Source organism: Arthrobacter sp. B0427-1-12 (assembly GCF_059092905.1).
The window spans coordinates 59,869-83,428 of record NZ_JBNHIC010000002.1 but is presented as its reverse complement, the minus strand read 5'-3'; the positions used below and the strand labels follow the sequence as shown (position 1 = coordinate 83,428).

Sequence of the window (23,560 nt, the reverse complement as noted above, 5' to 3'; positions counted from 1 at the left end):
AGCGGGAGAAGCCGGAATCCACGTGCGTTAGGCCAGCGCGACGAACTCGAACCAGCGCGGTCCGGCTGAACAGGGATAGCTGCCCAGCTGCTGCAGGGCCCCGTCCTCGTGGCCGATCCGGTACACCGCGATCCGATCGGACTCCTCGCCGGCGGCCAGCAGGTACTGTCCGGTCGGGTCGATGTTCATGCCGCGGGGCTGCTTCTCCGTTCCGACCCCGCCGCCCAAGGTCAGCGAACCGTCCGCCTGGTCCACTGCAAAGATGGAAATCGTACTGCTGGAGCGCTCCGTCGTGTAGAGGAAGCGTCCGTCGGGGGTGAACCGCAGCTCGGCGCACCAGATGGCATTCGGCCCAGGCTCAGGTCCGGTGCCGTTGCGGACCTTGCCCGGCACCAGGTCCAGCTCAGGCGGAATGGAGGAGACGGTCTGCTGCTCGGTCAGGGCACCGGTGCCACTGTCACGTCCGTAGACAGTGACCTCGCCGGACATTTCATGCAGCACGTAGAGCCGATCACCGGCAGGCGAGAAGCGCAGGTGCCGCGGGCCGCTGCCCGGTCGGGACTGGATCCGGCCGCTTCCCCCCAAAGTACCGTTGGCTGCATCCAGCGGCCACCAGACCACGCAGTCATCGCCAAGGGCCGTCGCATAGACGAAGCCACCGTCCGGGCTCGGAAGGACGGCGTGCGCGTGCCGGCCCGGTGTCTCCTGCGCCGTCGGCGCACCGCCCGCGACACCGCCGTCGCCGATGCCGCTGACGGTGACCAGATGGTCATGGTAGGACGCGGCCAGCAACTGCCGGCCCGACGGGTCAACACTCAGGTAGGCCATGTTCGCGGCGAGTTCACCCGCTCCGACCGGGGCCGGTTCACCTGTGCCTGCGCCCAGGGCAAAGGACGCCACGGAGGCCGGCTGCGAGTTCAGCGCCGCATACAAGGTCCGCCCGTCCGGATGCAGCGCCAGGCAGGAGACCTGGTGGTCCGCTTGGTGGCTACCGGCCGGAACCAGCGCCCCGGAGACCAGGTCCAGGTGGAAGACGTCGATCCTCTTCGCCTTGGCGCAGGCGACATACACAGCGGTTGGGCTCATAGAGGCAACCCTAGCAATGATGGTTCACCTGCGTGGAGCCTCACGAATGGTGCCGGCGGTGGTGCTCCGCGGCAAAGACCCAGGCCTCGCGCGGCAGCTTGGCCGGGTCGAAGGCTGCCAGCGCTTCCTCGAGCGGTCCGGGCGGCAGGCCGGCGGATTCGAGCAGCAGATCGCGCGCGGTGTCCGGTTCCAGATGGTCCAGGGTCACCGCGCCGTGGCGCTTGGCCAGCCGGTGTCCGGCCCGGTTGACGATCAGCGGCACATGCGCGTATTCCGGCGACGGCAGGCCCAGCAGCGAGCCCAGGTAGACCTGCCGGGGCGTGGAACTGAGCAGGTCGTCGCCCCGCACCACCTGGTCGATCCCCTGCGCCGCATCATCAACGACGACGGCAAGGTTGTAGGCGGGCACGCCGTCGTTGCGCTGCAGCACCATATCGTCGACGACGCCGGTGAATGCGCCGTGCAGCAGGTCATGGATGGTGAGTTCGGCGAGCTCGGCGCGCAGCCGCAGGGCCGCCGGGCGGACGGCCCCCCGCTCCGCGCGCTGCCGGCTGTCCAGGTTCCGGCACGTTCCCGGATAGGCGCCCTGGGGCGCATGTGGCGCACGCGGGGCATCCAGGATCTCGCGGCGGGTGCAGTAGCACTCGTAGACCATGCCCTGGCTGTGCAGCCGGTCGATGGCCTCGCGGTACAGGTCCAGCCGGTGCGTCTGGCGGACCACCTCGCCGTCCCAGTCCAGCCCCAGGCGCGCCAGGTCCGCCAGCTGCCGCTCCGCGGCCCCCGGCCGTTCCCGGTCCAGGTCCTCCAACCGGATCAAAAAGCGCCGGCCGGTGCTCCGGGCGAACAGCCACGCCAGCATCGCCGTACGGAAGTTCCCCAGGTGCAGCTCGCCGGAGGGGCTGGGAGCGAACCGACCGGCAGGTGCGGGAGCAGGCAACGAGGATTCCTTGCAGTGGGGACTACGGACCGGAACATTATCCCAAACCCTGAGGTACCGCCGTGGTACTTCCACAACGCACCGGACTGCCGCCGCGCCGCCGCCCTTGACACCCCTAAGCCGCGTTCTAACGTTGGAAGTGCGATGGATTGGTTCGATGCCGAAGGGTATGAATTCGCCCGACAGGTCCTGCAGCGGGGCATTGCCGCCATCTACCTGGTCGGCTTTGTCTCCGCCGTCGCACAGTTCCGCGTGCTGCTCGGGGAACACGGACTCCTTCCGGTGCCCGACTACCTTGAACGGACGTCCGGCCGGGACCGCCCGACGCTCTTCCGCTGGCGCCGCACGCCGTATTCGGACAAGCTGCTGCTGGCCATCGCCTGGACCGGCGCGGCGGTGGCCGCCACGCTGCTGCTCGGCCTGCCGCAGCTGGGGCCGCCATGGCTGCCGATGCTGGCGTTCCTGCTGATCTGGTGGCTCTACATGTCGATCGTGAACGTAGGCCAGGTGTTCTACGGCTTCGGCTGGGAAAGCCTGCTGCTGGAGGCCGGGTTCCTGGCCGCGTTCCTGGGTTCGAACCAGACCGCTCCCCCGCTGCCCATCATCGTCCTCTTCTGGTGGCTGGTGTTCCGGCTGGAGTTCGGCGCCGGCATGATCAAGATGCGCGGCGACTCCTGCTGGCGGGACCTGACGGCCTTGTACTACCACCATGAAACCCAGCCCATGCCCGGACCGCTCAGCTGGTATTTCCACCACTTGCCCAAGCCGCTGCACAAGCTCGAGGTCCTGGGCAACCATTTCACGCAGCTGATTGTCCCGTTCCTGCTGTTCGCCCCGCAGCCTCTGGCCAGCATGGCTGCGGCCGTGATCATCGTGACCCAGCTCTGGCTGGTCATCTCCGGCAACTTCGCCTGGCTCAACGCCATGGCCGTCATCCTGGCTTTCTCCGCCGTCAGCGACCAGGCCGCGCACGCGATCATCCCGGCGATCCCGGATGTACCCCAGGTGCAGGCGCCGGCACCGGTCTGGTTCATCGTCATCGTGCTTGCCGTCACGGTCTGGATGCTCTGGCTGAGCTACCCGGCGCTGCGCAACCTGTTCTCCGACTACCAGCTGATGAACACCAGTTTCAACCGGTGGCACCTGGCCAACGCATACGGCGCCTTTGGCAGCATCACCCGCCAGCGCTACGAGGTGGTGATCGAGGGAACCCTGGACGAGGACCCCGGTGACGACGCAGACTGGCGCGAGTACCACTTCCGCGGCAAGCCAGGCGACCCACACCGGAGGCCGCGCCAGTTCGCTCCGTACCACCTGCGGCTGGACTGGCTCATGTGGTTCCTGGCCCTGGGATCCCCGGGGGAGCATTGGTTCATTCCGCTGCTGGTCAAGCTGCTGGAGGCGGACCGGCCGACCCTGCGGATGCTGCGGGTGGACCCGTTCGACGGCGAGCGGCCGCGGTGGGTGCGTGCGCGCTTCTACCGCTACCGGTATACGACGTGGAAGGAACGGCGGGAAACCGGCGACTGGTGGGTGCGCTACCCGGCCGGCATGTATGTACGGACCATCGGGCTGCGGCAGAGCCAGGCCAGGAAGTAGCAGCCTATCCGGTCAGACTATCCCGCCGGACTATTCAGTCGCTGCCAGCTGGCCGCAGGCGCCGTCGATTTCCTTGCCCCGGGTATCCCGCAGCGTGGTGGGGATGCCCGCTTCCTGCAGCCGGCGGATGAACTCGGCCGCGACATCCTTGTCCGAGGATGTCCAGATGGAGCCGGGGGTCGGGTTGAGCGGGATCGGGTTGACATGCACCCAGCCGCGGCCGCGCTTGTTCAGCTTCTTGGCCAGCAGGTCGGCGCGCCAGGCATGGTCGTTCATGTCCTTGATCAGTGCGTACTCGATGCTGACCCGGCGGCCCGTGGTGCGGAAGTAGTTGTACGCGGCATCGATGGCCTCGTCCACCTTCCAGCGGGTGTTGACGGGGATCAGTTCGTCGCGGAGCTCGTCGTCCGGCGCGTGCAGGGACAGCGCGAAGGTCACCGGGATGTCCTCGGCAGCCAGCTTGTTGATCGCCGGCACCAGGCCCACCGTGGAAACGGTGATATTCCGGGCGGACATTCCGAGGCCCTCGGGCGCGTCGCCAACCATCCGGCGCACCGCGGCCATGACCCGCTTGTAGTTGGCCAGCGGCTCACCCATGCCCATGAAGACGATGTTGGTCACACGCTCGGCGTCGTGGCCGCCGTCCTTGCGGGTGCCTCCCAGCTCACCGTCCGCGATGGCACGGTTGGCTGCCACCACCTGATCCACGATCTCGGCGGTGGACATGTTGCGGGTCAGCCCGGCCTGGCCGGTGGCGCAGAACGGGCAGTTCATGCCGCAGCCGGCCTGCGAGGAGACGCAGAGCGTCACCCGGCCCGGATAGCGCATCAGCACGGACTCGACCAGCGCGCCGTCGAATAAGCGCCACAGGAACTTGATTGTGTCCCCGTTGTCCGTCTTCAGCCGCTTCACCTCGGTCAGCAGCGGCGGGAACATGGCCTGCACCAGCTCCTCGCGTCCGGCCTTCGGCAGGTCGCTCATCGCTGCGGGGTCCGTGGTGTAGTGGGAAAAATAGTGCGTGGACAGCTGCTTGGCCCGGAACCCGGGATGGCCCAGCTCCTTGAGCTTGTCCTGCCGCTCCGCCAGCGTCAGGTCCGCCAGGTGGGTGGCCGGCTGCTGCACCCGCGGGGACTTGAACTGCAGCAGGGGACGGCCGTCACTGGTGACGACGGGCTCGGCACCTTCCACTTTGGGACGCACCTGGGGGCGGGACTGCTGGGGGCGGGCTCGTTCGGATCCGGTTTGTCCGGCGGAGGCAGGAGCGGAGGGAGACTTCAGTTCAGGCATTGGCTCAATTATTTCGCGGGATTCTGATTGACAGCTGTCGATGCGCGCGGGTTCTTCGGCCGCGGACGCCAGCTGCACGCAAAACGCCCCGGTCCGAGGGCCGGGGCGCCATAACTGGTGGAGCTAAGGGGATTCGAACCCCTGACCTTCTCATTGCGGGCCCCGAATCACGAACAATCATAGCAGCCTCTCCAACCCAGCTCTCACTAGGGCATACGTCACGTTCCAGGTCAAAGTTCCCTTTGGGGGAATCACGGCGTGTCACAAGGAAAGTAATCGCAAAGTACTCGCATGCGGAATTGAGCAGCCGTCGGCCCTTGGGCTGCATAGGAATTGGCATGAGAGATGAACCGCTGAAGAAACGCCACGAGAATCCGGAAGTGCCGGACGCCCTGCTCACACGCCGCGAAGTTGCCCACTGGCTTGAGGTAGCCCCTGGGACGCTCCGGAACTGGGCGTCGGCGGGACTGGGACCTGCCTACTACAGATTCGGGGATGGAGCAGTGCGCTATTCCCGTGAAGAAGTCCGGGCATGGATCGCAGCCAGCCGGAAGGCGGCCTGACATGCCACAGATTCGCCTCGCCCCTGGGACGTGGGGAGAATTCTCCGAACCCAAGCAGATCAGTCGCAGCACCGGCAATAACGGCACCTACTTCGTTTATGAGGTGAGCGCCTACTATCGCGGCCATGACGGCAAGCGGCAGCTGGTGAGGCGTTCCGGTACAACCAAGCGCAAGGCCGAGAGGGCGTTGCTGGATGAACTTCTCCGACGTCGGGACAGCCATGCAGCATCCCTGTCCGCGGACAGCACGGTTGCTGCCATTGCCGAAAAATGGCTGGCTGAGAAGGCCAAGGACGGTGAGCTGAGCATGGGAACTCTGGCTGAGTACGAGCGGCTGGTGCACAGCAATGTCATTCCTGCCCTGGGCGCGCTACGTCTGAATGAAATCGACACCATCAAGTGCGCCGTCTACCTGCGGAGCCTGATCAAGAACGGCACCGGATACTCCAATGCAGAGAACACTCGAAATGTACTGAAACAGGTTCTGGACTGGGCGGCGCACCGCCGGCTCATCCCGGCGAATCCCGCAGCCGGTGTAAGGCTTCCCAGCGCGCCGAAGAAGGAGGTGCAAATTGTAGAACCCCAAGAGGTCCCGATCCTTCGACAGGCTGTTCGAGAGCATACCGAGCGCCCCTATAACCGCCCCGGCCCAAAACCGACGGCCGACATTGCAGATGCCCTCGACCTGTTTTTCGGCAGCGGTGCACGCATCGGCGAGCTGCTGGCGCTGACCTGGGACCAGGTAGACCTGGATCCAGATTTTCCGACAATTACGGTCGCAGCGACGCTTGTGCAGGTCAAGGGGAAGGGCCTGATCCGGCAGGAGAACACGAAAACGGAGGCAAGCTGGCGGATCCTGCCAATTGCGCCGTTCGCCGTCGAAGTCCTCAAACGGCGCCAGGCCCTGCAGGATGCGGGTATCCGCAATGACGCCAACGCGGTCTTTCCAGCACGATCCGGTCGTTTTGTGTCCCCCCACAACTGGCGGCGGCGCTGGCGACAGGTCCGGGAAGAGCTGACCATTGAGTTCGATCTGGATCTTGATACAGCACTGATGGACGTTACGCCCCACACATTTCGGCGCACCGTGGCAACCTTCATTGAGGAAGTAGCGGACGAGAGGACCGCCTCTTTGCAGCTCGGGCACGCTTTGCCGGAGAGTGTCACGCGGAAGCACTACATCAGAAAGGAACGGGTGGTCCCCGATACCCGAGCCTTCTTGGAAGCCCTGGCTACCAGGGGGGTTTATCTGGACATCACAGGACAGGATGGCTCGCTCGGCCTCGGACCAACGGAACGGCGGCACCATTCACAGGGCAGGAGGTCCTTGCCGGGATCATGATAATGCGGACGCTGTCTCCGGTCCCCGGTCCAACATCCGTCCCCAGAACGACTGCCCCGGCGCTATCCCGGGCAGTCTGGCAGTTACGCTGGAGGCAAATCCAGTCTCCCGCAGGCCATTGGATAGTTGCCGTATCAAACTGCATCTGCTTGGGGGAACAATTGAACCGGCAAAGCCCGCACCCACGGTATCCGTCGAACCGGCCCAGGCCAGCGCAACGCCGACACCTACGCCTACGCCTACGCCTACGGGCCCAAAAACGAATGAGCGCGGCCAAATTCCCTCGGCGATCGGTCAGGTCGGGACCATGTGGCAGGACGACGAAAGCAATGTGACCATGACTTTCAAGGTCACATCCATACAGCCAATCACCTGTGACACGCTCTATGCCCAGCCCACTGGAATCCCGTTGGCAGTCACTATGGAAATCGAAACGACAGCCGACTTCGAAGGACCTCTGAGTGTCAATGGCCAGCCTGGGTTGATCAGCTTCGGCCCCTATTACTGGAAGGGATACGCAGACAACGGAACGCGGATGAACACCGTTGATACAGGCCTTCATCACAACTGCCTAGCCGACCGGACGCAGCTATTGCCTGACTACATCGGCAAGGGAGAGAAGGTTACCGGCGTCGTCATTCTTGACGCGACCACTCCAACCGGTGAAATCGCCGTTGACCCCTCAGGCTTCGGTGGATGGGTCTGGACGTACCCCGCATAATCTCCTGATGCCCGCCCCTGCTGCCGCATGGGCGGCCCCTTCCATAACTCCCCGACCCACTCACACGCTTAGTAGATCATCGGCGCCGTGCGTTGTCGCATCGCTTGCATCTCGTGCTCCCGCAGTTCCCCACCCATTCGGCGCTGCCGGCTAGGCAACAACCCTAGGGCCTGTATCTGGCCCGCGACCTGGCCGCGGCCGAGAAGGCCGAGGACGATCAGGGCACCACGGGGCTGGATCTGCTGCCGGACCCGCACGTCGGCGCGCTTACTCAGATCTTCGAAGAATACGAGCCCGAAGGGGACCCGGTGATCGTCGGCAAGGTGGTCGCCGACATCGACGCCATCGTCAAGGAAGTCCGCTGGGACGGCTGGAAAGGCACTAAGGAGGGCGACAAGGAGGTCCGCATTGCCTTCCGCAAGACGCTCATCCACTACGGCCTGCCGGCCCAAGGCGGCCTGTTTGACCACGCTTACGCTTACGTGGTCGAGAGCTACTGACCTGCGGGGAGCCAGGGCGTACGGATCTACATGGTGTGTCCTCCATGCCGCGCGTAGGCCGCTGCTGGGCTGGGCAAATTATCATTCGCAGTGATTGTTCATGCCGCATCGCGCACACACCCCTACCCTAAATCAGACCAGATGCCGCAGGTTTCCATCTGCGACGTCACGCCTAATGGAGAGGGACCAAGGCATAACTGATCGTTGCAACGATCTGAGCTGACATTTGCTAGGCGCGTACTGGATGCCAGTAATAACGCTCTAATAACACCTGAAGAGCCAATATTGTCGATACCAATAACTTTTTGTCTACGCTAGGTCACTTATCCTTTTAGTTCCGCAGCGAATCCGGGCGTACACCGGTAGCGCTTGCACTCCGCCTATCGCCACATCTGGAATGAAGCCGACTCACTTATTCTCCGAACCACCGAAGGAAGACAGCTATGCTGCTGCGCTGGAAAGCAAACGATGCCGTGGTTGACGAAGGCGTGTTCCTGCCGCCAAAGAACCTGGTGATGGAGACGGTGCAGATGGATGGGCTTCCGCCCGGTGAACTGACGGTCTATCAGGTGTTCAACCCGATACTTACCTGGCTACGCAAAGATTTCCGTGTTCCGCCCAAGCGCCGTGTTGTTAGCTTCATCCCAAAGCCGATTAATCCGGGCCGCATTTACCAGTCGGATGCACCGTGGTCCCTTCCCGTTCCTAGGGGGCTGCGCTGGACTACCGCGTATGTATTCGCCGAGCAGTATTCACATTCCGCATCGGCCAGGATCTACAGCTCCAGGGTTGCCAAGGTGACGCCGGGATTAGGGCTGAGCGCTGAAATCCCGATCCCTATTCCGGGTTTCCAGGGAGAGGCCACCATTAGCTGGGACGTCACATACGCCATTGATCCGGTGCTCACGGTGACAGCGGTTTCCGGCGCTCCCCTGGCAGATCAGATGATGGAGGGGATAAAGGAAGAATTCCAGAATGCCGATGACCCCGAGGACGAAATCATGATGGATACGCTTAGCGGTCCTGACAGTGAAGAGTTCCACGACTCCATGGCCCGGGTTTTGTCGCTTCCGGACGGCTGGCGCGTCGGTGTGTTCCCGCGGTCCATACGAGGCGCTCCGGACGCCCCATCAGTAATCGAAACGACACTTGCCGCCCCGACGCCCGGAACCGGCAGCTTCGCGCTGATGCTGGTCGGCCCCGAGCCTTCTCGGATCACCATGTCGGATGTTCTGCGCATTATGGTGACCGATGACGGGCAGGTCTTCGCAACGACGGGCAGCCCGAAGCTGCGATGGCCCCGTCGTCTGCACCCCTCGTAAAGCCCTCGCCAGTCTGCCGCAGACTGAAACTGTTCACCCATCCGGAGGCCGCCCACATAGAAATTCGGTGTACCAACAGACGCCAAACTCAAATATCCCCCCGTTAGTTAGAAGGGAGACAGCGGTCGTGGTATATCGCGCCAGCTTCCATTTCCGTTCCGTTCATGGCAAATACCTTTCCTTGGAGCCCGGGAGCGACTTAGTTGTTGCCGACCGAACCAAGCCCGTCGTCAACTGGGATTCATGGGAAGCGTTCGAAATCGAGAACCTGAGCGGTCGTTTCGTACTACAGGACCGTGACCAGATAGCTATCAAGGCGTACAACAATCGGTGGGTCTACGCAGAAAACGCCGGAGGATCTGTGTTGTACGCCCGCGGCCTGTCAATCGGGGCCTGGGAGCCATTCACCATTCACAACATAAATAACCCCGGTGGCGAAATTACCTATGGATCTCGCATCGCCCTGCAGGCCGTGAACGGCAGGTTCGTCTATGCCACCCCGGATGGCAGGGTCCGCGCCGGCGGTCCGCAGATTGGCGGATATGAGCCGTTCACCCTTGAAGTGTCTGTCGGCCCCATATACTTACAGACCTCTAGTTACGGGATTGTAACGGCTGAAGGCGGCGGGGGTCGCGAGTTAGTAGCGAACCGACGCGAGGTTGGCCAATGGGAGCTGTTTCGCCTCCACTGCCTTGACTACATTGGTTTTTATCCAAATAGTCGATACGCTCTTCGGGCCGATGGCGGACAGTTTGTTTATGCCGCCGGTGGCGGCGGAGGCCTCCTGCTGGCGCAAGGAGTCGTCGTGGGACCTTATGAGCCCCTCCGACTACGCAATATAGAACCGCCTATAAGCCAAGACTCATACATAGTCTCACTTCAGGCGGTCAACGGCCAGTACGTCTGGGCCGATCGCGTGGGAAGGGTAAGGGCAGCCGGCAATTCCGTAGGACCCGGGGAGCGTTTTCTGCTCGAATTCGGGCGAAGGTTATGACTCCGTTACACCGGTGGAGAATTGAACATTTCCAGCATGTAATATCAGGCAGCTTTGCGCACCAAATGCTGAAAACGGCATGCACGGTGAAGTGGCCCGCGCCGATAAACGGCACGGGCCCCCATATAGGTCTTTGTTACGGGAAGCTGGCTTGGTTGCGGAGCGCCGACTGCACGTAGGCCTTGGTGTCGTCGTACAGGCCGTTCGTCTACAAGTCCTGCCCTCCGATACTGCCCCGATCTGCTCTGGCACCGTCTGGGTGCCAAGACACTCGAACTGATCCACAGCCAGCACCGTCAAGGACAGCGCCGTGGACGTGGTCATCACCGATGAAGGCACCGCCTCATCGGCGCCGAGGTTGCGGACAACATCGCCACCAGGCTGCGCCGCTGGCTGGCCGCCACCAACGGCTCCCGGTGTACCGGTCGCTGGCCGATCGTCTGGGCGGCTGCGCGAACGCCAGATGGCCAAGGCCCAGGAGTCCGTGGACTTCCTGTGGACTTCCTGAAGGAGCTGGAACTGGTCCGTGACCTGGGCCCCCCGAGAAGGTCGAGGACAACAAGGGTGCTACCGGCCTGGACCTGCTGCCCAACCCACACGTGGGCGTGCGATGGCCCGAGTGTAGGTGCGAGACGGATTCCACTGCTGCATATCGATTGCCTCCGCGTCGGTGAACGCGGCGCATATATCGTTAACGTCGGCGGCGTCGACAGCGGCACGTACCTCAGCACGATCCCCGTACCCCCATCACCCGGCTGGCAGAAGAGCCGCCGCAAACCTGGAGACAGCCATAGACCTGCTGTTTGGCGGCGCCATTCCGTTAAGCAGCCCGACTACGGGCCAGTTCGCGCCCTGTCCCCCCAGTACCACTCAATGCGCGCAGCAGCCTTACGTGCTTCCAACCAGTCATCGAACAATCTGTGCTCGATGTACTCACGCGTTTGAGTGTTAAGGCCCCGATCCACAATGTCGATAAGCCTTAACACGACGGCTTCTCCGTCCCAATTAACTGGACCGATAACAGCTCCAGACGTTTCCGCCAGAAGATTGACCGTGATGTCAGTCGGCATTTCAAGACCACGCGTCGTGACGTACACAGGGCCTGAACCCATAAGCAATCCCTGTTTCCAAAGGCTCTCCGCTGTTTCATAGAAATCAATGCCCAACCTAAGCTTGTCCGCCGCATGTCGCGCCTCAGTATCACTCTTAAAGGCGAGTTTGAGGAATGTGAGGACACACAGTTGCTGTCGGTGCTGGTGATAATACGCTTCAACAGCATCGTCAGCTCCAGCTATTCGACGCCGCAAAATAGCCACAGCCGCCTCTAGCGCAACCACTTCCTCCAAATCCTGATGCGAGAGACCATGTGTCCTCATCCACGCCCGGGTGGATTCAACAGTCAGAAGTCCGCGCGCGCGGCGGAAAGCATCCATCGCTTCTTGCAGACGTGCATCATCTAGTGTGACAGGATCCCGTTCTAATTCCGCACGGATCAGGCAAGATGTGATCAGACGGTCAGTGAACCGGGCATCGTCCCAAATGAAATCTAACGTCGCAATTGCTTGGCCCACTTCCATCTCGATGCCGTTGACACGGAGAAGTAAGTGGTCGCGTACACGCTGTCCACCAGATAGTGTCCAAGGCATTCGCAACCCACTGCTATATGCGAGCGAGACGGTCATCTCACCGTCAAAAAAGAGCAGCATATCGTAATTAGTTGAGTTATCGAATGCTTCCTGCTGCCAAACCAATCGCAGTTTCACATCTGGGTGCTGGGCAGCAAGTTCAGCTAATTGCGCCTTAGCTACTGACGGACTGAGCTGATCTAGGTCAATACGGCGCAAATAGTCCAAGGAACCCATAATCGCTTTTTTGGCAGTTTCTGGGGAAAACACTTACGCAGCTTTCAGAAGTCTCTTATTGGGGTCGGTCGGTCATCGTCGAGCAGCAGGTCACATATAGCATTACTGATCGGTAATCCTGTCAATCGTTCAAGCCATAAGTACTCACCATTAGGATTGATTTCGAGAAAGATGTATCGTCCATCCGGATCGATAATCAAGTCGAGTGCCCCGTACACCAACCCTAGTTCTGATACGAGTTTTCGGCATTGCCCTTCTACCAACGGCGGTAGAAAATGGATTCTATGTGGCGTCGTTCGAGTGTCGTATCGGCGCCAGTCGACCCGAGCATGATTGCTCTTCTGTGAGTCGATTTCGACCGCGAAAACTTCACTGCCTACTACCGTGACCCTCACCTCCAGCGACTTGGGTATGTATGACTGGATAATTATGGGTGCCAAGCGAAGGGATTGAACTCTTACGAGGTCGCGCGGCGATACAAATTGGGTATATCGTACGAAGTCATTTTTCGTCGTGTAGGTACCCAGTTGGTCAGCGACTTTCGTGATGACATTTCCGTTATGGACGCAGTAGAAGTCGATCAGTTCATCGGGGTCGTTTGTTATGAGCGTTGGGGGCAATTCGAACCCTACTCGAACTGCTTGGGAAAGCTGGTGTATTTTTCTTGCCGCTAGCCTCACAACAGAATCTACTGCTGGCACAAACTTACACCTCAAACTGTCCCAGAGGTCTGCCACGAACGCTGCGCACTCGTGCTCCACATACATGCGCGCGATCGGGTCCCGCAGCGTAGGGTGAACGACTGGTTCTGCTGGGCGTCGGAACCAGACTGCTGAGACTTCTTCCAAATCGACAACTTGGTTCCGGTCTGCAAGTTGGCGCCGGATCGGTGCCCCTGGCATGACGGTCACGCTCAAGGTGGCTTGTGAAGGGAAGGAAGCCGGGTCGAAGGCAATTACTTTCACCTTGCGGTGGGTCAATAGATCGAAGATGCGCGAAGCTGTGGCGTCCTCCTCTTCGGTCAAAATCAGTACTTTTCCGGTCATCGCGCGTTACCTAAGCCGAACAAGAACAAAGACTGCCATTTCGGATATGCGGATCGTACGTCGCAGAAGCAGTAAAAGGACACTCAGCCTCAAGATCAATGGCAAGCCCCGCACGGACCGCCTGTCGCGTCAGAACCCCCATCCTTGGACTGGGCAAGAAATGCCGTGACCAGGCGGCCTTCATCCAAGAGGGGACCGATTGCAGCAATATCCCGGATTCTTGTGTGAATCGAGGGAGGCTGCCCCGAGTTGGACGGTTCCATAGTGACATAGTGCGCGTGGAACCTTTTCGACGCTGGCTCCCTTCCCTCGTCCGGCGGAAGAAAAATCACGAGCTCGTTAGGACTGAACTCACGGAACGATATTGTCACGTCTTCTGGTAATTCGATGCCAAGTTCGTCGAGCGTTTGTTGTGGGTTCTCAATCAGACGCTGTCGAAACTCCGGCGACTCAGAAGCGCGGTTCGTCACTTCTTCCCAGATTGCTGGGTCTTGATTCATTGACTGTCTCCTAAGTTTCCAAGCTCGGAACGCAAGAATTAGACGTACGATGAGGGTTCACCGGCCCCTGCTGAACCCGCTTTGGTTCGCATTTGCCACAACAGACGGTGTCCTCATTGGCTGGTAGCGTAATGGCGTGTGCGTTACTGCTGCGTTACAGCTACCTGATGCGGCATTTCAACCTGAACCGGTTAGGGACTTGTAGGGACTGTTTTCCGAGGCGGATGGCAGTATGCTCGAGCAGCACCCCGGCAAACTGGACTCCGCGCCGCACCCGCAGCGGGTTGTCGGTGAACGCATCCTGGTGTGGCGAAGGATCCTCGCCTCCAGGTCTGCGTCCCCGTCAAACGGGTCCACCAGTACCCCGGTCTTCGGGTCCCACCACGTCCCGTTGATGGTGAAGTCGTGGCGGGCGGACGCATCCTCGATGCTCAGGCATGGTCCACGGTGACCTCGAAGCCGCGGTGGCCGGCCCCGGTCCTAGGGACCCGGCGCGGGAGGACCCGTCGAATTCCTGCCCGCCCACCTTTACGCCCAGCAGAACGAAGTCGGCCCGATGCTCACTCACGCTACCGTCAGCGACCAGTTCAATCTTCAGTCGATCCGGCTCACTCACAGGCCGTGAACCTCGATGTCGATGTCCTTCGGGATGACGGTGCTGCCCTGGACCGGCGTGAGCAGGGCGTTCCGGTCGGCGCCGCTGATCGCGCTCACCGAAATTCCCCAGTTTTGCTCACTGAAATTCCCCACTTCGTGTCAGTCCCTTAACGGGGGCGGGCCTTCCCCGAAGCTGGTGGTCTCTGACCACACACCGGCTGACGAGAAAGGCCCGCTCCTTCATGTTGACACGGAAGGAAGACGTGGACATCCACGCATTGAGACGACAAGGAATGACGATCAGCGAGATCGCCCGCAGGACGGGCCGGGACCGCAAAACCATCCGCGCGTATCTGAACGGGGAACGGACCGCGGGGGTACGCAGACGCAGCGCCCCTGACCCGTTCGATGCGTTCGAGGATTACGTGCGGGCCCGGCTGATCGAGGATCCGCACCTGTGGGCGCAGACGCTGATGGATGAACTGACGCCGCTGGGCTTCACTCTCTCGTACCAGTCCCTGACCCGCAGGATCCGCGAACGGAACCTGCGCCCTGCCTGCCAGGCCTGCCGGACCACCGCGCAGCGGCCCAACGCGGTCATCGAGCATCCGCCCGGTGAGGAGACCCAGTTCGACTGGCTCGAACTGCCCGACCCGGCGGCCGGATGGGGCATGAAGAAGGCCCTGCTGCTGGTCGGTTCCCTGGCCCATTCGGGCAAATGGCGGGCGGTGCTGGCCCCGTCGATGGACCAGCCCCACCTGCTGGAGGCCATCACGGCCGTCACCGCTCAGCTGGGCGGGGTCACCAGGATCTGGCGGTTCGACCGGATGGCCACGGTCTGCAACCCTCCCACCGGGGAGCTGAACCCGGCCTTCGCCGGCTTCGCCAAACACCACGGGGTGAGCATCGCGATCTGCCCGCCGCGGGCGGGCAACCGCAAGGGCGTGGTGGAGAAGAACAACCACACCGCCGCGCAGCGCTGGTGGCGCACCCTGCCCGATGAGACCACCTTCGAGGCGGCCCAGGAATCGGTGGCCGCGTTCGCCGCACGCCAGGACGGGCGGGCCCGCCACGGCCCGGAGGGCAACACCACCGTGGCGGCCATGGCCGCCGCCGAACCGCTGGCACCGGTGCCGGAGGCGTACCCGGTGGTGCTGGCAGAACCGCGCACCGCCACCCGGCAGGCGCTGGTCGCCTGGCGCGGCAACCGCTACTCCGTCCCGCCGGAGCTGGCCGGCGCGCAGGTCACCGTCACCCACCGCCTCGGCAACAGGCACCTGGAAATCACCACCACCGCCGGGACCGTGATCGCCCGGCACCTGCGCGCCGGCAACGGCGCCGGGATCACCGTCCGCGACGGCGGACACGTCATCGCCCTCAACGCCGCCGCGATGGCCGCCGCCTCCAGCCTGCGTCCGCACCGGCGCAAGGAACGCATTCCGCCCGGACCCGAGGCCCGCGCCGCGGCAGCGCTGCTGCGCGGGCAGGCCGATCCCCGCCCCGATGCCACGATCAACCCGCTGGCCGCCTATGAACGTGCCGCGGCCGAAAGGACCCTCACCCGATGAACCACCCCACCACCGGTACCGAGACTACGGCCCCAGTCCCGACCGCGCAGGCCACCGTCTACCAGCAGCTGCGCACCCACCTGGCGACCCTCAAACTCACCGGGGCCGCCGAGGCCCTGCCCGGTATCCTCGACCAAGCCCGCACTGCAGGCTGGTCGATGACCGAAACCCTCGAACGCCTCCTGGCCGTCGAAGTCGACCAGGCCGAAGCCCGCCGCATGGCCGGCCGGCTGCGTTTCGCGAACATCCCCACCCCGGCCACCCTGGACAGCTTCGACCTCTCCCACGCCAACGGTATCGACCGGCCCCTGCTGGGCGAACTGGCCACCTGCCGGTGGATCGAAAACGCCACCAACATCCTGCTCATCGGACCGCCCGGCACGGGCAAGACGCACCTGGCCGCAGGACTCGCCCGCGCCTCCGCCGAGGCCGGCTACCGCACCTACTTCACCTCCGCCGCGGACCTGGCCGCCCGCTGCCACAAGGCCGCGATCGAGGGACGCTGGGCCACCACCATGCGCTTCTTCGCCGGCCCGACCCTGCTGGTCATCGACGAACTGGGCTACCTGCCGCTGCCCGGGGAAGCAGCCTCGGCCCTGTTCCAGGTCATCAACCAGCGCTACCTGAAAACCAGCATCGTCATCACCACCAACCGGCCCGTCGGCGCCTGGGGCGAAATCCTCGGCGACACCACCGTCGCCGCCGCGATGCTCGACCGGCTCCTGCACCGATCCATGGTCCTGAACCTCGACGGGGAATCCTACCGGCTCAGAGCCCACCAGGACGCAGCCGAACAACTCAGGAAAGCCACCACCGGAACACCCCGGAGCCTGCTAACCTGACTCACGCGAAGTGGGGAAAACCACCGAGCAAAACCGGGGAACTTAAATGAGCGCCGTCACCGCCGACAATCAACGGCCGTCCGGCGGCGGCCCGGCAAGCATCGAGCACCATCGAGCACCTGGACGGCTTCCGGGGTCAGCTCGATCAGGTCCGGGAAATCCCGGGACGATGCCACGGCGGCTGTGCTCCCGAAAGATGCACAGCTCTCCCGGTGGACTGCGGGGGACTGGCCGCCGGTCGGGATGCCCTTTGGGCTGGCGAAGGTGGTCATGCCTTCTTTGTGTGCGGCCGCCAGCAGCCCTGTACGACCGCATAGAATCCGCCCGGTCTGGCAGTTAAGTGACCTGGACTGAATCGATGTCTAATTCGACATTTGCCGTACCGAGGTAGATTTCTGCACGTAGGTAAGGCCACGGCGGCGGGGGGCAGTTAAGGGCACCGTCCGGCCCGCGCAGTGAACAAAACACAGGTTTCCATTCTTTGGTAGCCACAAAGTTGGTGTATGCCTTCATCCCCTTTTGCGTGTAATCGGGGGCGGGAAGGTGAGGATATTTCTGGATTACCCATAATGCGAAAGTGCACGCCATAGTGTTGGCAGCGGAGTCCGGGTTTACGCGGACCATGGCCATGGCGCCAATGTCATTCTCACGTATGCTACGACCTCCTTCACAGGTAACGAGCTTGAGTCGCCAAAAGTCGGCGGCAACCGAAGCTCCGGCTTGTGTCGTGCTGACGCGCAGGACATGTGTTCCGGAGTATGCCTTATCACCAATATCGGGATGGTTCACCGTTACTTTGTCGGCGAGATGAAGTGCTACCCAATCGTCGTGTCCGTGCTCAAAATCGCATGCTAGCAGCATTGGTTATCACGCAGCTTTTTTGTTCTCACTGTGGGAGTGCGGACTGTTTGTCCGCTGTCACCTGTTGATTTTCAAGGATAGTGAAGGCACTGCGCAGGGCCGATCTATCCTGCAGTTTGCGCCACGCAATCAACTGCCCCCCATATTTGGTGTCAACGAGACGCCGATGTCCAGGACCGGATAATGATCACCCTCCTGTGGATCTTCGAGGGTACCGACGGACAGCACCTTGGACATATCAACTTGGCCGAGTACAACATCTGGCTTTCCCGCCCCTGCCTACACGCCCCAGCGACCATGCGGATACCTATCTGATTGGAATCGCTAGCAACTCTTGTTCGATCACGCTGGTGGGCGTTGTATCGGAGCGAAGGAATCCTGGTTCGACCGCGTACATCACGTCGTCCTGGATGTCGTGCACTCCGGTGTTGCGGCGGATCAGGTCAGCCAGTGTCGTGCGTTGAAGTTTCTTGACGTCATCCGCCGACAATGCCGGGTTGTTCTCGTACCAGAAGCGGTCGCCCTTTCGGGCGCGCTCGAGCTGCTCGACCAAGATGGTGGTGAACAATGGTCCCAGACTTGAGTCGGGCAGATGATCTTCTGCGAGGCCTCCGATCAAGGGGTCGATGTTTTTGACATCCTTATAGACGGATTGCAGGTCGTGCCGCAGTTGGGCATCAGAGGTGATGTCGGAGAACCGACTAACCGGGGTGAGACCCATGTCCTGTCGCGTTCTACTGTAGTCCGGAATGCCGACATCGCGTGCACTCTGGATGTCGTAGGCAAGCAGATCGATCCTGACGTTGAATCGGATCGTCTGGTTGCGGATGTCATCGACGACTTGAGGGTCGATGTTCTGCATCACCTGAGAGGCCAGACCACGGCAGATGGGATCCAGGCCGTCCTGTTTGATGACCTCGACGTTGAAAAACGAGTTCCTCTGCGGGACGAGCTTCACGTCGCCATTGTCGTAGATGAGTACGAACCTGGGAGGCAGCACGCTGTGTCCGAAGCGCAAGCCAACGATCGAGAACAGATCACTGATTGTCGCATTCGTGAGGGGGTCGTAGGACACTTTGCCAGTAGGTGCGTTGGGGCCCAGAAGGGCGGGAAGGAACTCATTAAAGGTAATGGCTTGTATCTGCCCGTCCACAAGATGCCGGGCGCGTTGGAAAATTTCTTCGTCCTTCAGGCTGGGATCAGCGCGAACTATCTCTCCGGCGAGCCGATTATGCTCTCGAACAAAGATAGTGTGTAGGGCGCAAAGCGCGAAGCTGGTGTTGGCGCGGTCGTCGCCGGCGACGAAGAAGTTCGAGCCCGGCACCCTGTTCGGCAGGTCGAAGATGTTGAATGGAAGAAGATCTCCGTCGGTTACTTTCATCGTCCCTTTGGTGAAAGTCCGAAGGACAGAGCTTCGGCTGGGGTCGACGCCGTACACTAACGAAGCATCCAAATAAGAAGTCGCGTTGACCAGCTGGCGTCGGGGGCTAGTCGATCCCCGCCCGGTGGAGATGTCGTACGCCGACCTGCTCACCGGAATTGTGCTACCTGGTGGGAAGACGGGGTCGTTCGGAGGAACCGGGATGCCGAAGGGTTCTTCCGGTTCAGCCGCTCGAAAGATCTGAAAGCCGTGGGCGAGAAACAGGGCCCATACTCCGACCCAGTCACTGAGACCACGTCGATCGGGAACTGACTTTGTCTGCTTGCAAACCGTATTACTGATAACCCGCGCATTCGGTCTGTTGACGCCGGAGGGCCGCGAGACACGGTCCGCGTAGGCGTTTGATGACAGTCTTACGAGGCGCTGACCAATGCTTCCCCACCGAGGATGATCAGGATTGTTGTCCGAGCCGTCGAGCGTACGGTTCGGGGGAAGCGGGTTAATGGGTGCGGCCATTTGACGTGCCTTCCTGGTTTAGAAGATGAGGATGGAGGCTCCGACGAAGCTCTCGTGGAATCAGACGGCGACTTAGTCGGTGTTAGTGAATCCAGGCAAAGTGAACGCTCGCCGGTATCGTGGTACCGATATGAGGGCCCCTAGGCTCCGCCAACCGGACCAACCGTTCTGTAACCACTTGTGCGGCAAAGCCGAGTCCGTACCACGCATAAACGCATCCAGCCTCCCGGGCACCACAACAGGACGACGCCGACAGGGCGCTGGTCAAAACCCCGCCCAAACCAGCTCATCGAGTCTCCTCCTTGCCGTCTTCCTGTCAGAATTAGCCGTTAGTTCTATGTAACGGCGCCATCTGGCCGCTGGCTACCAAGCTTTGCGTCGAGGAGTCGTTTAGACAGTGTCCTATACACCTGAAAGCAAACACCTCTGCCGTTACTACGCCGTTACACGTCCTAGCCTTCCGGTTTCCGCCCGCAAGCCGCAGCGTAGATGACGACTTCGCCAATGCCGTCGATTCCCAGCAGTGCTTCGGCCGCACGTTCATCCAACGCTGCTGATGTCCAAGGCGACAGGTCCATGGCAGTGCAGACGAGATGAAACGTCTGCCCGGTATGGCCTGCATCGAGAAGCAGCACCCTGTACGCGTGCGACTGCTCGTATTTCCATGTAATCCGGTTCACGACACCGGTCATGAAGAAGACAGCGGCGGCGTCCGAAACCCACGGCTGGAAGGTGCACGCGCGAAGGATCTCGTTCTCGAAATTTCCGGCTCTGAGCTGTTCCAGTCGATCCGAGCCTGCGTTGTAGTGATACACGCCGGGGGCGACCCCCACCACGCGTCGAACGACCGGATACACCTCTACCGGATGACGGGCTCCTCCCGAGGGAGAAGTCTTCAAGGCCACGACTCCGACGCCAGGATCCTGCCGGATATCAGTGATGCCCCACGTCCATTTAAGGATGGCGGCTAGCTCCGAGGACCTCAGGGGTAAATGCCTAAATTTTCTTCCGGTCCTTCGCCTTAAGAGCGTCTCCCACAGGTCGGCTGGGCGCGGGTCTGCCCGGCAATCAAGGGCATCTTCTTTTCCATAGTCTTTGAATGGAGGCGGCTGAGCGAGAAGTCGCGCACGGTCCACAAGCGCATCGCGTTCAGATTGCAGGTCGTACAGGAATTGAGTCCGGCCCGTCGAATAGTGGAAATATCGGGCATCATGTCCCCAAACCCAACGCTGGTGGACTAACCGGTCCCGTGCCTCTGTATCACTGCCGCATCGAAGGATGATGTCTTGGCCGATCAGTTGGTCGAGGACGGTTCGATAGCCGTCTCCACCCATACGGGTCAGAATCGCGGACTCCGTTTCCGGAGCCGTGACGGACCCCAGGAGAGGTAGCAGGACCGGGTGAATAACGCTTTGCCGGCCTGTAAGGTAGTTTTCGAGCAGAAGCTGGCCGTCGTCAAACCATCCGAGCAGGCAGTTTGCCCGACGTACCTTGGGACCGTCACCCACAACCGCGGCCGAACCGGACAACTATGCGCAGCAGGTGTCGCCGCGGTAGCGGTATCCTGCCACGGACATCTCGGCAACGGGCTTGCCCCTGACCAGGAAGGTAAGCTGCGCAGCAGCCTTAGGATCGCCGTCATCCCAGGCCGCGCGCAATGCTTCCAATTGCTCTTCTGTCAGTTCCACCGTGATGCGCTGCCTTTCGGCCTCTTGCTTGATTTGGGCCGACAACTCCTGCGAGGGTTGGCCCTCCCGTTCAGCTTCCATGGCCAGAGTCCTTCGAAATGCGAAATGAATCATTAAAGTGGGACTATTACACACCTGGAGCGTTATTCGACCGTTACTAAAGCAAGCGGAATTGTGGACTTTATCGGCCCAGTCGCCGTGGTCTCTAAGGAAGTTTAGGCAGTCTTGAACGCCTGAGGTGGGCCTGCAGTTAATAAGGAGCCTATAGGTCTAGGTATCTAGATGCTAGCTAGCGCTCAGCCGTTATGGTTTTGCAGCAGCCTGCCAATGAGAGTATGAGCTTACGATTTATGTCGTAGGTCTGTAACGACGTACAAAAAAGCCAAGCTGCCTCACTTATTGGCGGTCAGTTCCTGCATTTTGCTCCTTGTCCAGATAACAGCTACGTGGTCCCGTCCGGCATCCCCCGCACCCCGTGCACCCATTCGAGGGAGGCGCTGTTGCGCAGCTCCTGCAGGGCGACCGGTTCCACCTCATGCTCGTGGGCCCACAGGTGGACCGCGTTTCTTGGTGCCGCGCATTTCGACCGGAAACATGGGTTCTCCGTTTCGTGTTGCCTCCGGTGTGCTTCCCGGCCCAGGGGTGGGCGCCGGACGGGCTGATGCCGCGCGCTCTTGTGCTCCGGCGAGGATTTGACCCCCTCCACCGCTCAGCCCTGCCACAGCCGACTGCAATTCGGCCCTTGGTGAGTCATTCCCCACAGATGGCGCTTTCGTCAGCCTGTAGAAGAACACCCCTTCCCCTGGCCATCACCGCAGGAACGTAGTGACACTGACCCGTTTCAGATGGTACGGTTATGCACAAGACACAAGGGGTGTACGCAGTTGGCCCCAGCTAGTGTATCCACCACCATCCGAAAGGGCCCCCGTGCTACATCCATCCATCCGCAACTCCCTGGCCGCCGTGGCAACAGCAGTAGTCTTGGCCGGCAGCGTGGCGCTTCCCGCCCAGGCCGCCGAATATATCGGTGTCTGCAGTAGCCACACCCCCATCACGCTCTCCACCGGAGACACCATCAGCTGCAACCACACCGCCATTGACGCGAAGGGCCAGACCCTCTCCCTCAGCAAGCCGGCTGCCTCGCCCTCAGAAAAGCTCGTCATCACCGGCACCAAATGGAATCCCGGCGAGAAAGTCGTGGTCACCTTCCAGAACAGCCCCAAGGGCAGCTTTGTGGTCACCGCCGACGCCCAGGGCAGCATCGGCACGCTGTGGACCGTCCCGGCCGACGCCCACCCCGGCGACACCCGCCTGTACGCCCGGGGCCAGTCCAGCAAGATTGTTGTTGCCGCTGACATCTCCCTGCGTTCGGCGCCGGTCTACACCGGCGTCTGCGCAACAGGCGATGTGCTGATCCTGCCCTCACAGGAAGGCGTCGGCTGTGGGGCGCTCCGTTTCAGCCAGAGCCACTCGGTCAAGGTGCTCAACCAGGGCCCCGTTGCGCCCGGCGGCACGGTGCTCCTTGAAGGCGAGGGGTTCCCCGCCAACGACACCGTCATCGTGACCTTCCAACAGAAGTATGCATTCCAAACCCAGGCTGACGCCGAAGGCAAGATCAGTATGGGGCTGCAGATCCCGGCCGATGCGTCCACCCGCAACGGTGACGTCCTTGCCACCGCCCAGGCGGACCGGACCACCTCCTCCACCTCGGTGACGATGCAGTACGTCGCCCCGTCGACCCCGATCTTCGCTGACGTGCCGTTCGGTGCCCAGTTCTACACGGAGATCTCCTGGCTGGCCTCGGAGAAGATCTCCACCGGATGGGACTACGAAGCCTTCAAGCCGACCGCCGCCGTGAACCGTGACGCTATGGCTGCATTCCTGTATCGGATGGCCGGGGAGCCCGACTTCATCGGCCCGGGAGTGTCCCCGTTCGCCGATGTGGCTCCCGACCACCAGTTCTACAAGGAGATCACCTGGCTGGCCGCCGCAAGCCTCTCCACCGGCTGGACCGAGGCTGACGGTACGAAGATTTTCCGTCCGGATGCCGCGATCGACCGTGACGCCATGGCTGCCTTCCTGTACCGGATGGCTGGCTCCCCGGAGTACACGGCACCCGAGGCATCCCCATTCGCCGACATCGCCCCGGGCGTCCAGTTCTACAAGGAGGTCGCTTGGCTGGCCGAGCAGGAGATCACCACCGGCTGGGATGAGGGCAACGGTTTCAAGACCTTCCGCCCGTGGAGCCCGGTGAACCGGGACGCGATGGCAGCGTTCCTGTACCGCTTCGATAACGCCGCCAAGTAAGTCCGCTCAACCGGGGCGTCCTGACCAACCAGGGCGCCCCG

21 protein-coding genes are annotated in these 23,560 nt (G+C 61.7%); 10 read left to right on the top strand and 11 right to left on the bottom strand.

Annotated features, from left to right (window positions below; translation table 11 throughout):
* Positions 1 to 27: 27 nt before the first annotated feature.
* The gene (locus tag AC5RWU_RS02590) at positions 28 to 1,086 is read right to left on the bottom strand and encodes a lactonase family protein (protein ID WP_494028095.1); all 1,059 of its coding nucleotides are present in this window, start codon (positions 1,084 to 1,086) and stop codon (positions 28 to 30) included.
* A gap of 40 nt (positions 1,087 to 1,126) precedes the next feature.
* A complete protein-coding gene (gene gluQRS, locus AC5RWU_RS02585; protein ID WP_494028096.1) occupies positions 1,127 to 2,023 on the bottom strand; it encodes a tRNA glutamyl-Q(34) synthetase GluQRS in 897 nt (298 codons plus the stop codon).
* A gap of 144 nt (positions 2,024 to 2,167) precedes the next feature.
* Here gluQRS and AC5RWU_RS02580 point away from each other — a divergent pair, with 144 nt between their 5' ends.
* The gene (locus AC5RWU_RS02580) at positions 2,168 to 3,622 is read left to right on the top strand and encodes a lipase maturation factor family protein (RefSeq protein ID WP_494028097.1); all 1,455 of its coding nucleotides are present in this window, start codon (positions 2,168 to 2,170) and stop codon (positions 3,620 to 3,622) included.
* A gap of 30 nt (positions 3,623 to 3,652) precedes the next feature.
* Here the strand turns inward: AC5RWU_RS02580 and rlmN are convergent, their stop codons facing one another.
* A complete protein-coding gene (gene rlmN / locus AC5RWU_RS02575; protein ID WP_494028098.1) occupies positions 3,653 to 4,909 on the bottom strand; it encodes a dual-specificity RNA methyltransferase RlmN in 1,257 nt (418 codons plus the stop codon).
* Between the two features lie 338 nt (positions 4,910 to 5,247).
* Between rlmN and AC5RWU_RS02570 the strand changes: the two genes are divergently transcribed.
* The 6 genes from AC5RWU_RS02570 (at position 5,248) to AC5RWU_RS02545 (ending at position 10,351) form a co-directional block, all read left to right on the top strand.
* The gene (locus AC5RWU_RS02570; protein WP_494028099.1) at positions 5,248 to 5,472 is read left to right on the top strand and encodes a helix-turn-helix transcriptional regulator; all 225 of its coding nucleotides are present in this window, start codon (positions 5,248 to 5,250) and stop codon (positions 5,470 to 5,472) included.
* A 1-nt stretch (position 5,473) separates the two neighbouring features.
* Complete coding sequence (locus AC5RWU_RS02565; RefSeq protein WP_494028100.1) at positions 5,474 to 6,814, top strand: tyrosine-type recombinase/integrase; 1,341 nt, start codon at positions 5,474 to 5,476, stop codon at positions 6,812 to 6,814.
* A 307-nt stretch (positions 6,815 to 7,121) separates the two neighbouring features.
* Positions 7,122 to 7,535, top strand: a complete 414-nt coding sequence (locus AC5RWU_RS02560) for a hypothetical protein (RefSeq protein ID WP_494036890.1) — start codon at positions 7,122 to 7,124, stop codon at positions 7,533 to 7,535.
* A gap of 308 nt (positions 7,536 to 7,843) precedes the next feature.
* Positions 7,844 to 8,035, top strand: a complete 192-nt coding sequence (locus AC5RWU_RS02555) for a hypothetical protein (RefSeq protein WP_494028102.1) — start codon at positions 7,844 to 7,846, stop codon at positions 8,033 to 8,035.
* 443 nt (positions 8,036 to 8,478) lie between these two features.
* A complete protein-coding gene (locus tag AC5RWU_RS02550; RefSeq protein WP_494028103.1) occupies positions 8,479 to 9,357 on the top strand; it encodes a hypothetical protein in 879 nt (292 codons plus the stop codon).
* Between the two features lie 67 nt (positions 9,358 to 9,424).
* The gene (locus AC5RWU_RS02545) at positions 9,425 to 10,351 is read left to right on the top strand and encodes a fascin domain-containing protein (RefSeq protein ID WP_494028104.1); all 927 of its coding nucleotides are present in this window, start codon (positions 9,425 to 9,427) and stop codon (positions 10,349 to 10,351) included.
* A gap of 833 nt (positions 10,352 to 11,184) precedes the next feature.
* Here AC5RWU_RS02545 and AC5RWU_RS02540 read toward each other — a convergent pair.
* The 4 genes from AC5RWU_RS02540 to AC5RWU_RS02525 all read right to left on the bottom strand — a co-directional run bounded on the left by AC5RWU_RS02540 (position 11,185) and on the right by AC5RWU_RS02525 (position 14,188).
* Complete coding sequence (locus AC5RWU_RS02540; protein ID WP_494028105.1) at positions 11,185 to 12,246, bottom strand: TIGR04500 family putative peptide maturation system protein; 1,062 nt, start codon at positions 12,244 to 12,246, stop codon at positions 11,185 to 11,187.
* 11 nt (positions 12,247 to 12,257) lie between these two features.
* Positions 12,258 to 13,259 carry an MvdC/MvdD family ATP grasp protein gene (locus tag AC5RWU_RS02535; protein WP_494028106.1) on the bottom strand — a complete coding sequence of 334 codons (1,002 nt, stop codon included), beginning with the start codon at positions 13,257 to 13,259 and terminating at the stop codon, positions 12,258 to 12,260.
* Between the two features lie 95 nt (positions 13,260 to 13,354).
* Positions 13,355 to 13,759 carry a hypothetical protein gene (locus AC5RWU_RS02530; RefSeq protein ID WP_494028107.1) on the bottom strand — a complete coding sequence of 135 codons (405 nt, stop codon included), beginning with the start codon at positions 13,757 to 13,759 and terminating at the stop codon, positions 13,355 to 13,357.
* Between the two features lie 177 nt (positions 13,760 to 13,936).
* A complete protein-coding gene (locus AC5RWU_RS02525; RefSeq protein WP_494036900.1) occupies positions 13,937 to 14,188 on the bottom strand; it encodes a hypothetical protein in 252 nt (83 codons plus the stop codon).
* A 410-nt stretch (positions 14,189 to 14,598) separates the two neighbouring features.
* On the opposite strand from AC5RWU_RS02525, the gene istA reads away from it, so the two are divergent.
* Entirely contained in the window at positions 14,599 to 15,924 is a 1,326-nt protein-coding gene (gene istA / locus AC5RWU_RS02520; RefSeq protein ID WP_494028108.1) for an IS21 family transposase, read from the top strand.
* A complete protein-coding gene (gene istB / locus AC5RWU_RS02515; protein ID WP_494028109.1) occupies positions 15,921 to 16,766 on the top strand; it encodes an IS21-like element helper ATPase IstB in 846 nt (281 codons plus the stop codon). Before istA ends, istB begins: the two co-directional genes overlap by 4 nt.
* A 1,168-nt stretch (positions 16,767 to 17,934) precedes the next feature.
* Here istB and AC5RWU_RS02510 read toward each other — a convergent pair.
* The 4 genes from AC5RWU_RS02510 to AC5RWU_RS02495 all read right to left on the bottom strand — a co-directional run bounded on the left by AC5RWU_RS02510 (position 17,935) and on the right by AC5RWU_RS02495 (position 21,293).
* Positions 17,935 to 19,524, bottom strand: coding sequence for a peroxidase family protein (locus tag AC5RWU_RS02510; RefSeq protein WP_494028110.1), 1,590 nt, complete (start codon positions 19,522 to 19,524; stop codon positions 17,935 to 17,937).
* 72 nt (positions 19,525 to 19,596) lie between these two features.
* Positions 19,597 to 19,758, bottom strand: coding sequence for a DUF8189 domain-containing protein (locus tag AC5RWU_RS02505; RefSeq protein ID WP_494036899.1), 162 nt, complete (start codon positions 19,756 to 19,758; stop codon positions 19,597 to 19,599).
* 218 nt (positions 19,759 to 19,976) lie between these two features.
* A complete protein-coding gene (locus tag AC5RWU_RS02500; RefSeq protein WP_494028146.1) occupies positions 19,977 to 20,858 on the bottom strand; it encodes a SagB/ThcOx family dehydrogenase in 882 nt (293 codons plus the stop codon).
* 195 nt (positions 20,859 to 21,053) lie between these two features.
* The gene (locus AC5RWU_RS02495; protein WP_494028112.1) at positions 21,054 to 21,293 is read right to left on the bottom strand and encodes a hypothetical protein; all 240 of its coding nucleotides are present in this window, start codon (positions 21,291 to 21,293) and stop codon (positions 21,054 to 21,056) included.
* 846 nt (positions 21,294 to 22,139) lie between these two features.
* On the opposite strand from AC5RWU_RS02495, the gene AC5RWU_RS02490 reads away from it, so the two are divergent.
* Complete coding sequence (locus tag AC5RWU_RS02490) at positions 22,140 to 23,519, top strand: S-layer homology domain-containing protein (RefSeq protein ID WP_494028113.1); 1,380 nt, start codon at positions 22,140 to 22,142, stop codon at positions 23,517 to 23,519.
* The last annotated feature ends 41 nt before the right edge of the window (positions 23,520 to 23,560 follow it).

What these genes read in the sequence shown, in the direction of transcription:
- AC5RWU_RS02495 (WP_494028112.1), bottom strand. Translation starts at nt 21,293, where the DNA reads ATGGAAGCTGAACGGGAGGGCCAACCCTCGCAGGAGTTGTCGGCCCAA.
- AC5RWU_RS02590 (WP_494028095.1), bottom strand. Translation starts at nt 1,086, where the DNA reads ATGAGCCCAACCGCTGTGTATGTCGCCTGCGCCAAGGCGAAGAGGATC.
- AC5RWU_RS02535 (WP_494028106.1), bottom strand. Translation starts at nt 13,259, where the DNA reads ATGACCGGAAAAGTACTGATTTTGACCGAAGAGGAGGACGCCACAGCT.
- istB (WP_494028109.1), top strand. Translation starts at nt 15,921, where the DNA reads ATGAACCACCCCACCACCGGTACCGAGACTACGGCCCCAGTCCCGACC.
- AC5RWU_RS02560 (WP_494036890.1), top strand. Translation starts at nt 7,122, where the DNA reads ATGTGGCAGGACGACGAAAGCAATGTGACCATGACTTTCAAGGTCACA.
- AC5RWU_RS02500 (WP_494028146.1), bottom strand. Translation starts at nt 20,858, where the DNA reads ATGGGTGGAGACGGCTATCGAACCGTCCTCGACCAACTGATCGGCCAA.
- AC5RWU_RS02570 (WP_494028099.1), top strand. Translation starts at nt 5,248, where the DNA reads ATGAGAGATGAACCGCTGAAGAAACGCCACGAGAATCCGGAAGTGCCG.
- AC5RWU_RS02530 (WP_494028107.1), bottom strand. Translation starts at nt 13,759, where the DNA reads ATGAATCAAGACCCAGCAATCTGGGAAGAAGTGACGAACCGCGCTTCT.
- AC5RWU_RS02550 (WP_494028103.1), top strand. Translation starts at nt 8,479, where the DNA reads ATGCTGCTGCGCTGGAAAGCAAACGATGCCGTGGTTGACGAAGGCGTG.
- rlmN (WP_494028098.1), bottom strand. Translation starts at nt 4,909, where the DNA reads ATGCCTGAACTGAAGTCTCCCTCCGCTCCTGCCTCCGCCGGACAAACC.
- istA (WP_494028108.1), top strand. Translation starts at nt 14,599, where the DNA reads ATGTTGACACGGAAGGAAGACGTGGACATCCACGCATTGAGACGACAA.
- AC5RWU_RS02565 (WP_494028100.1), top strand. Translation starts at nt 5,474, where the DNA reads ATGCCACAGATTCGCCTCGCCCCTGGGACGTGGGGAGAATTCTCCGAA.
- AC5RWU_RS02510 (WP_494028110.1), bottom strand. Translation starts at nt 19,524, where the DNA reads ATGGCCGCACCCATTAACCCGCTTCCCCCGAACCGTACGCTCGACGGC.
- AC5RWU_RS02580 (WP_494028097.1), top strand. Translation starts at nt 2,168, where the DNA reads ATGGATTGGTTCGATGCCGAAGGGTATGAATTCGCCCGACAGGTCCTG.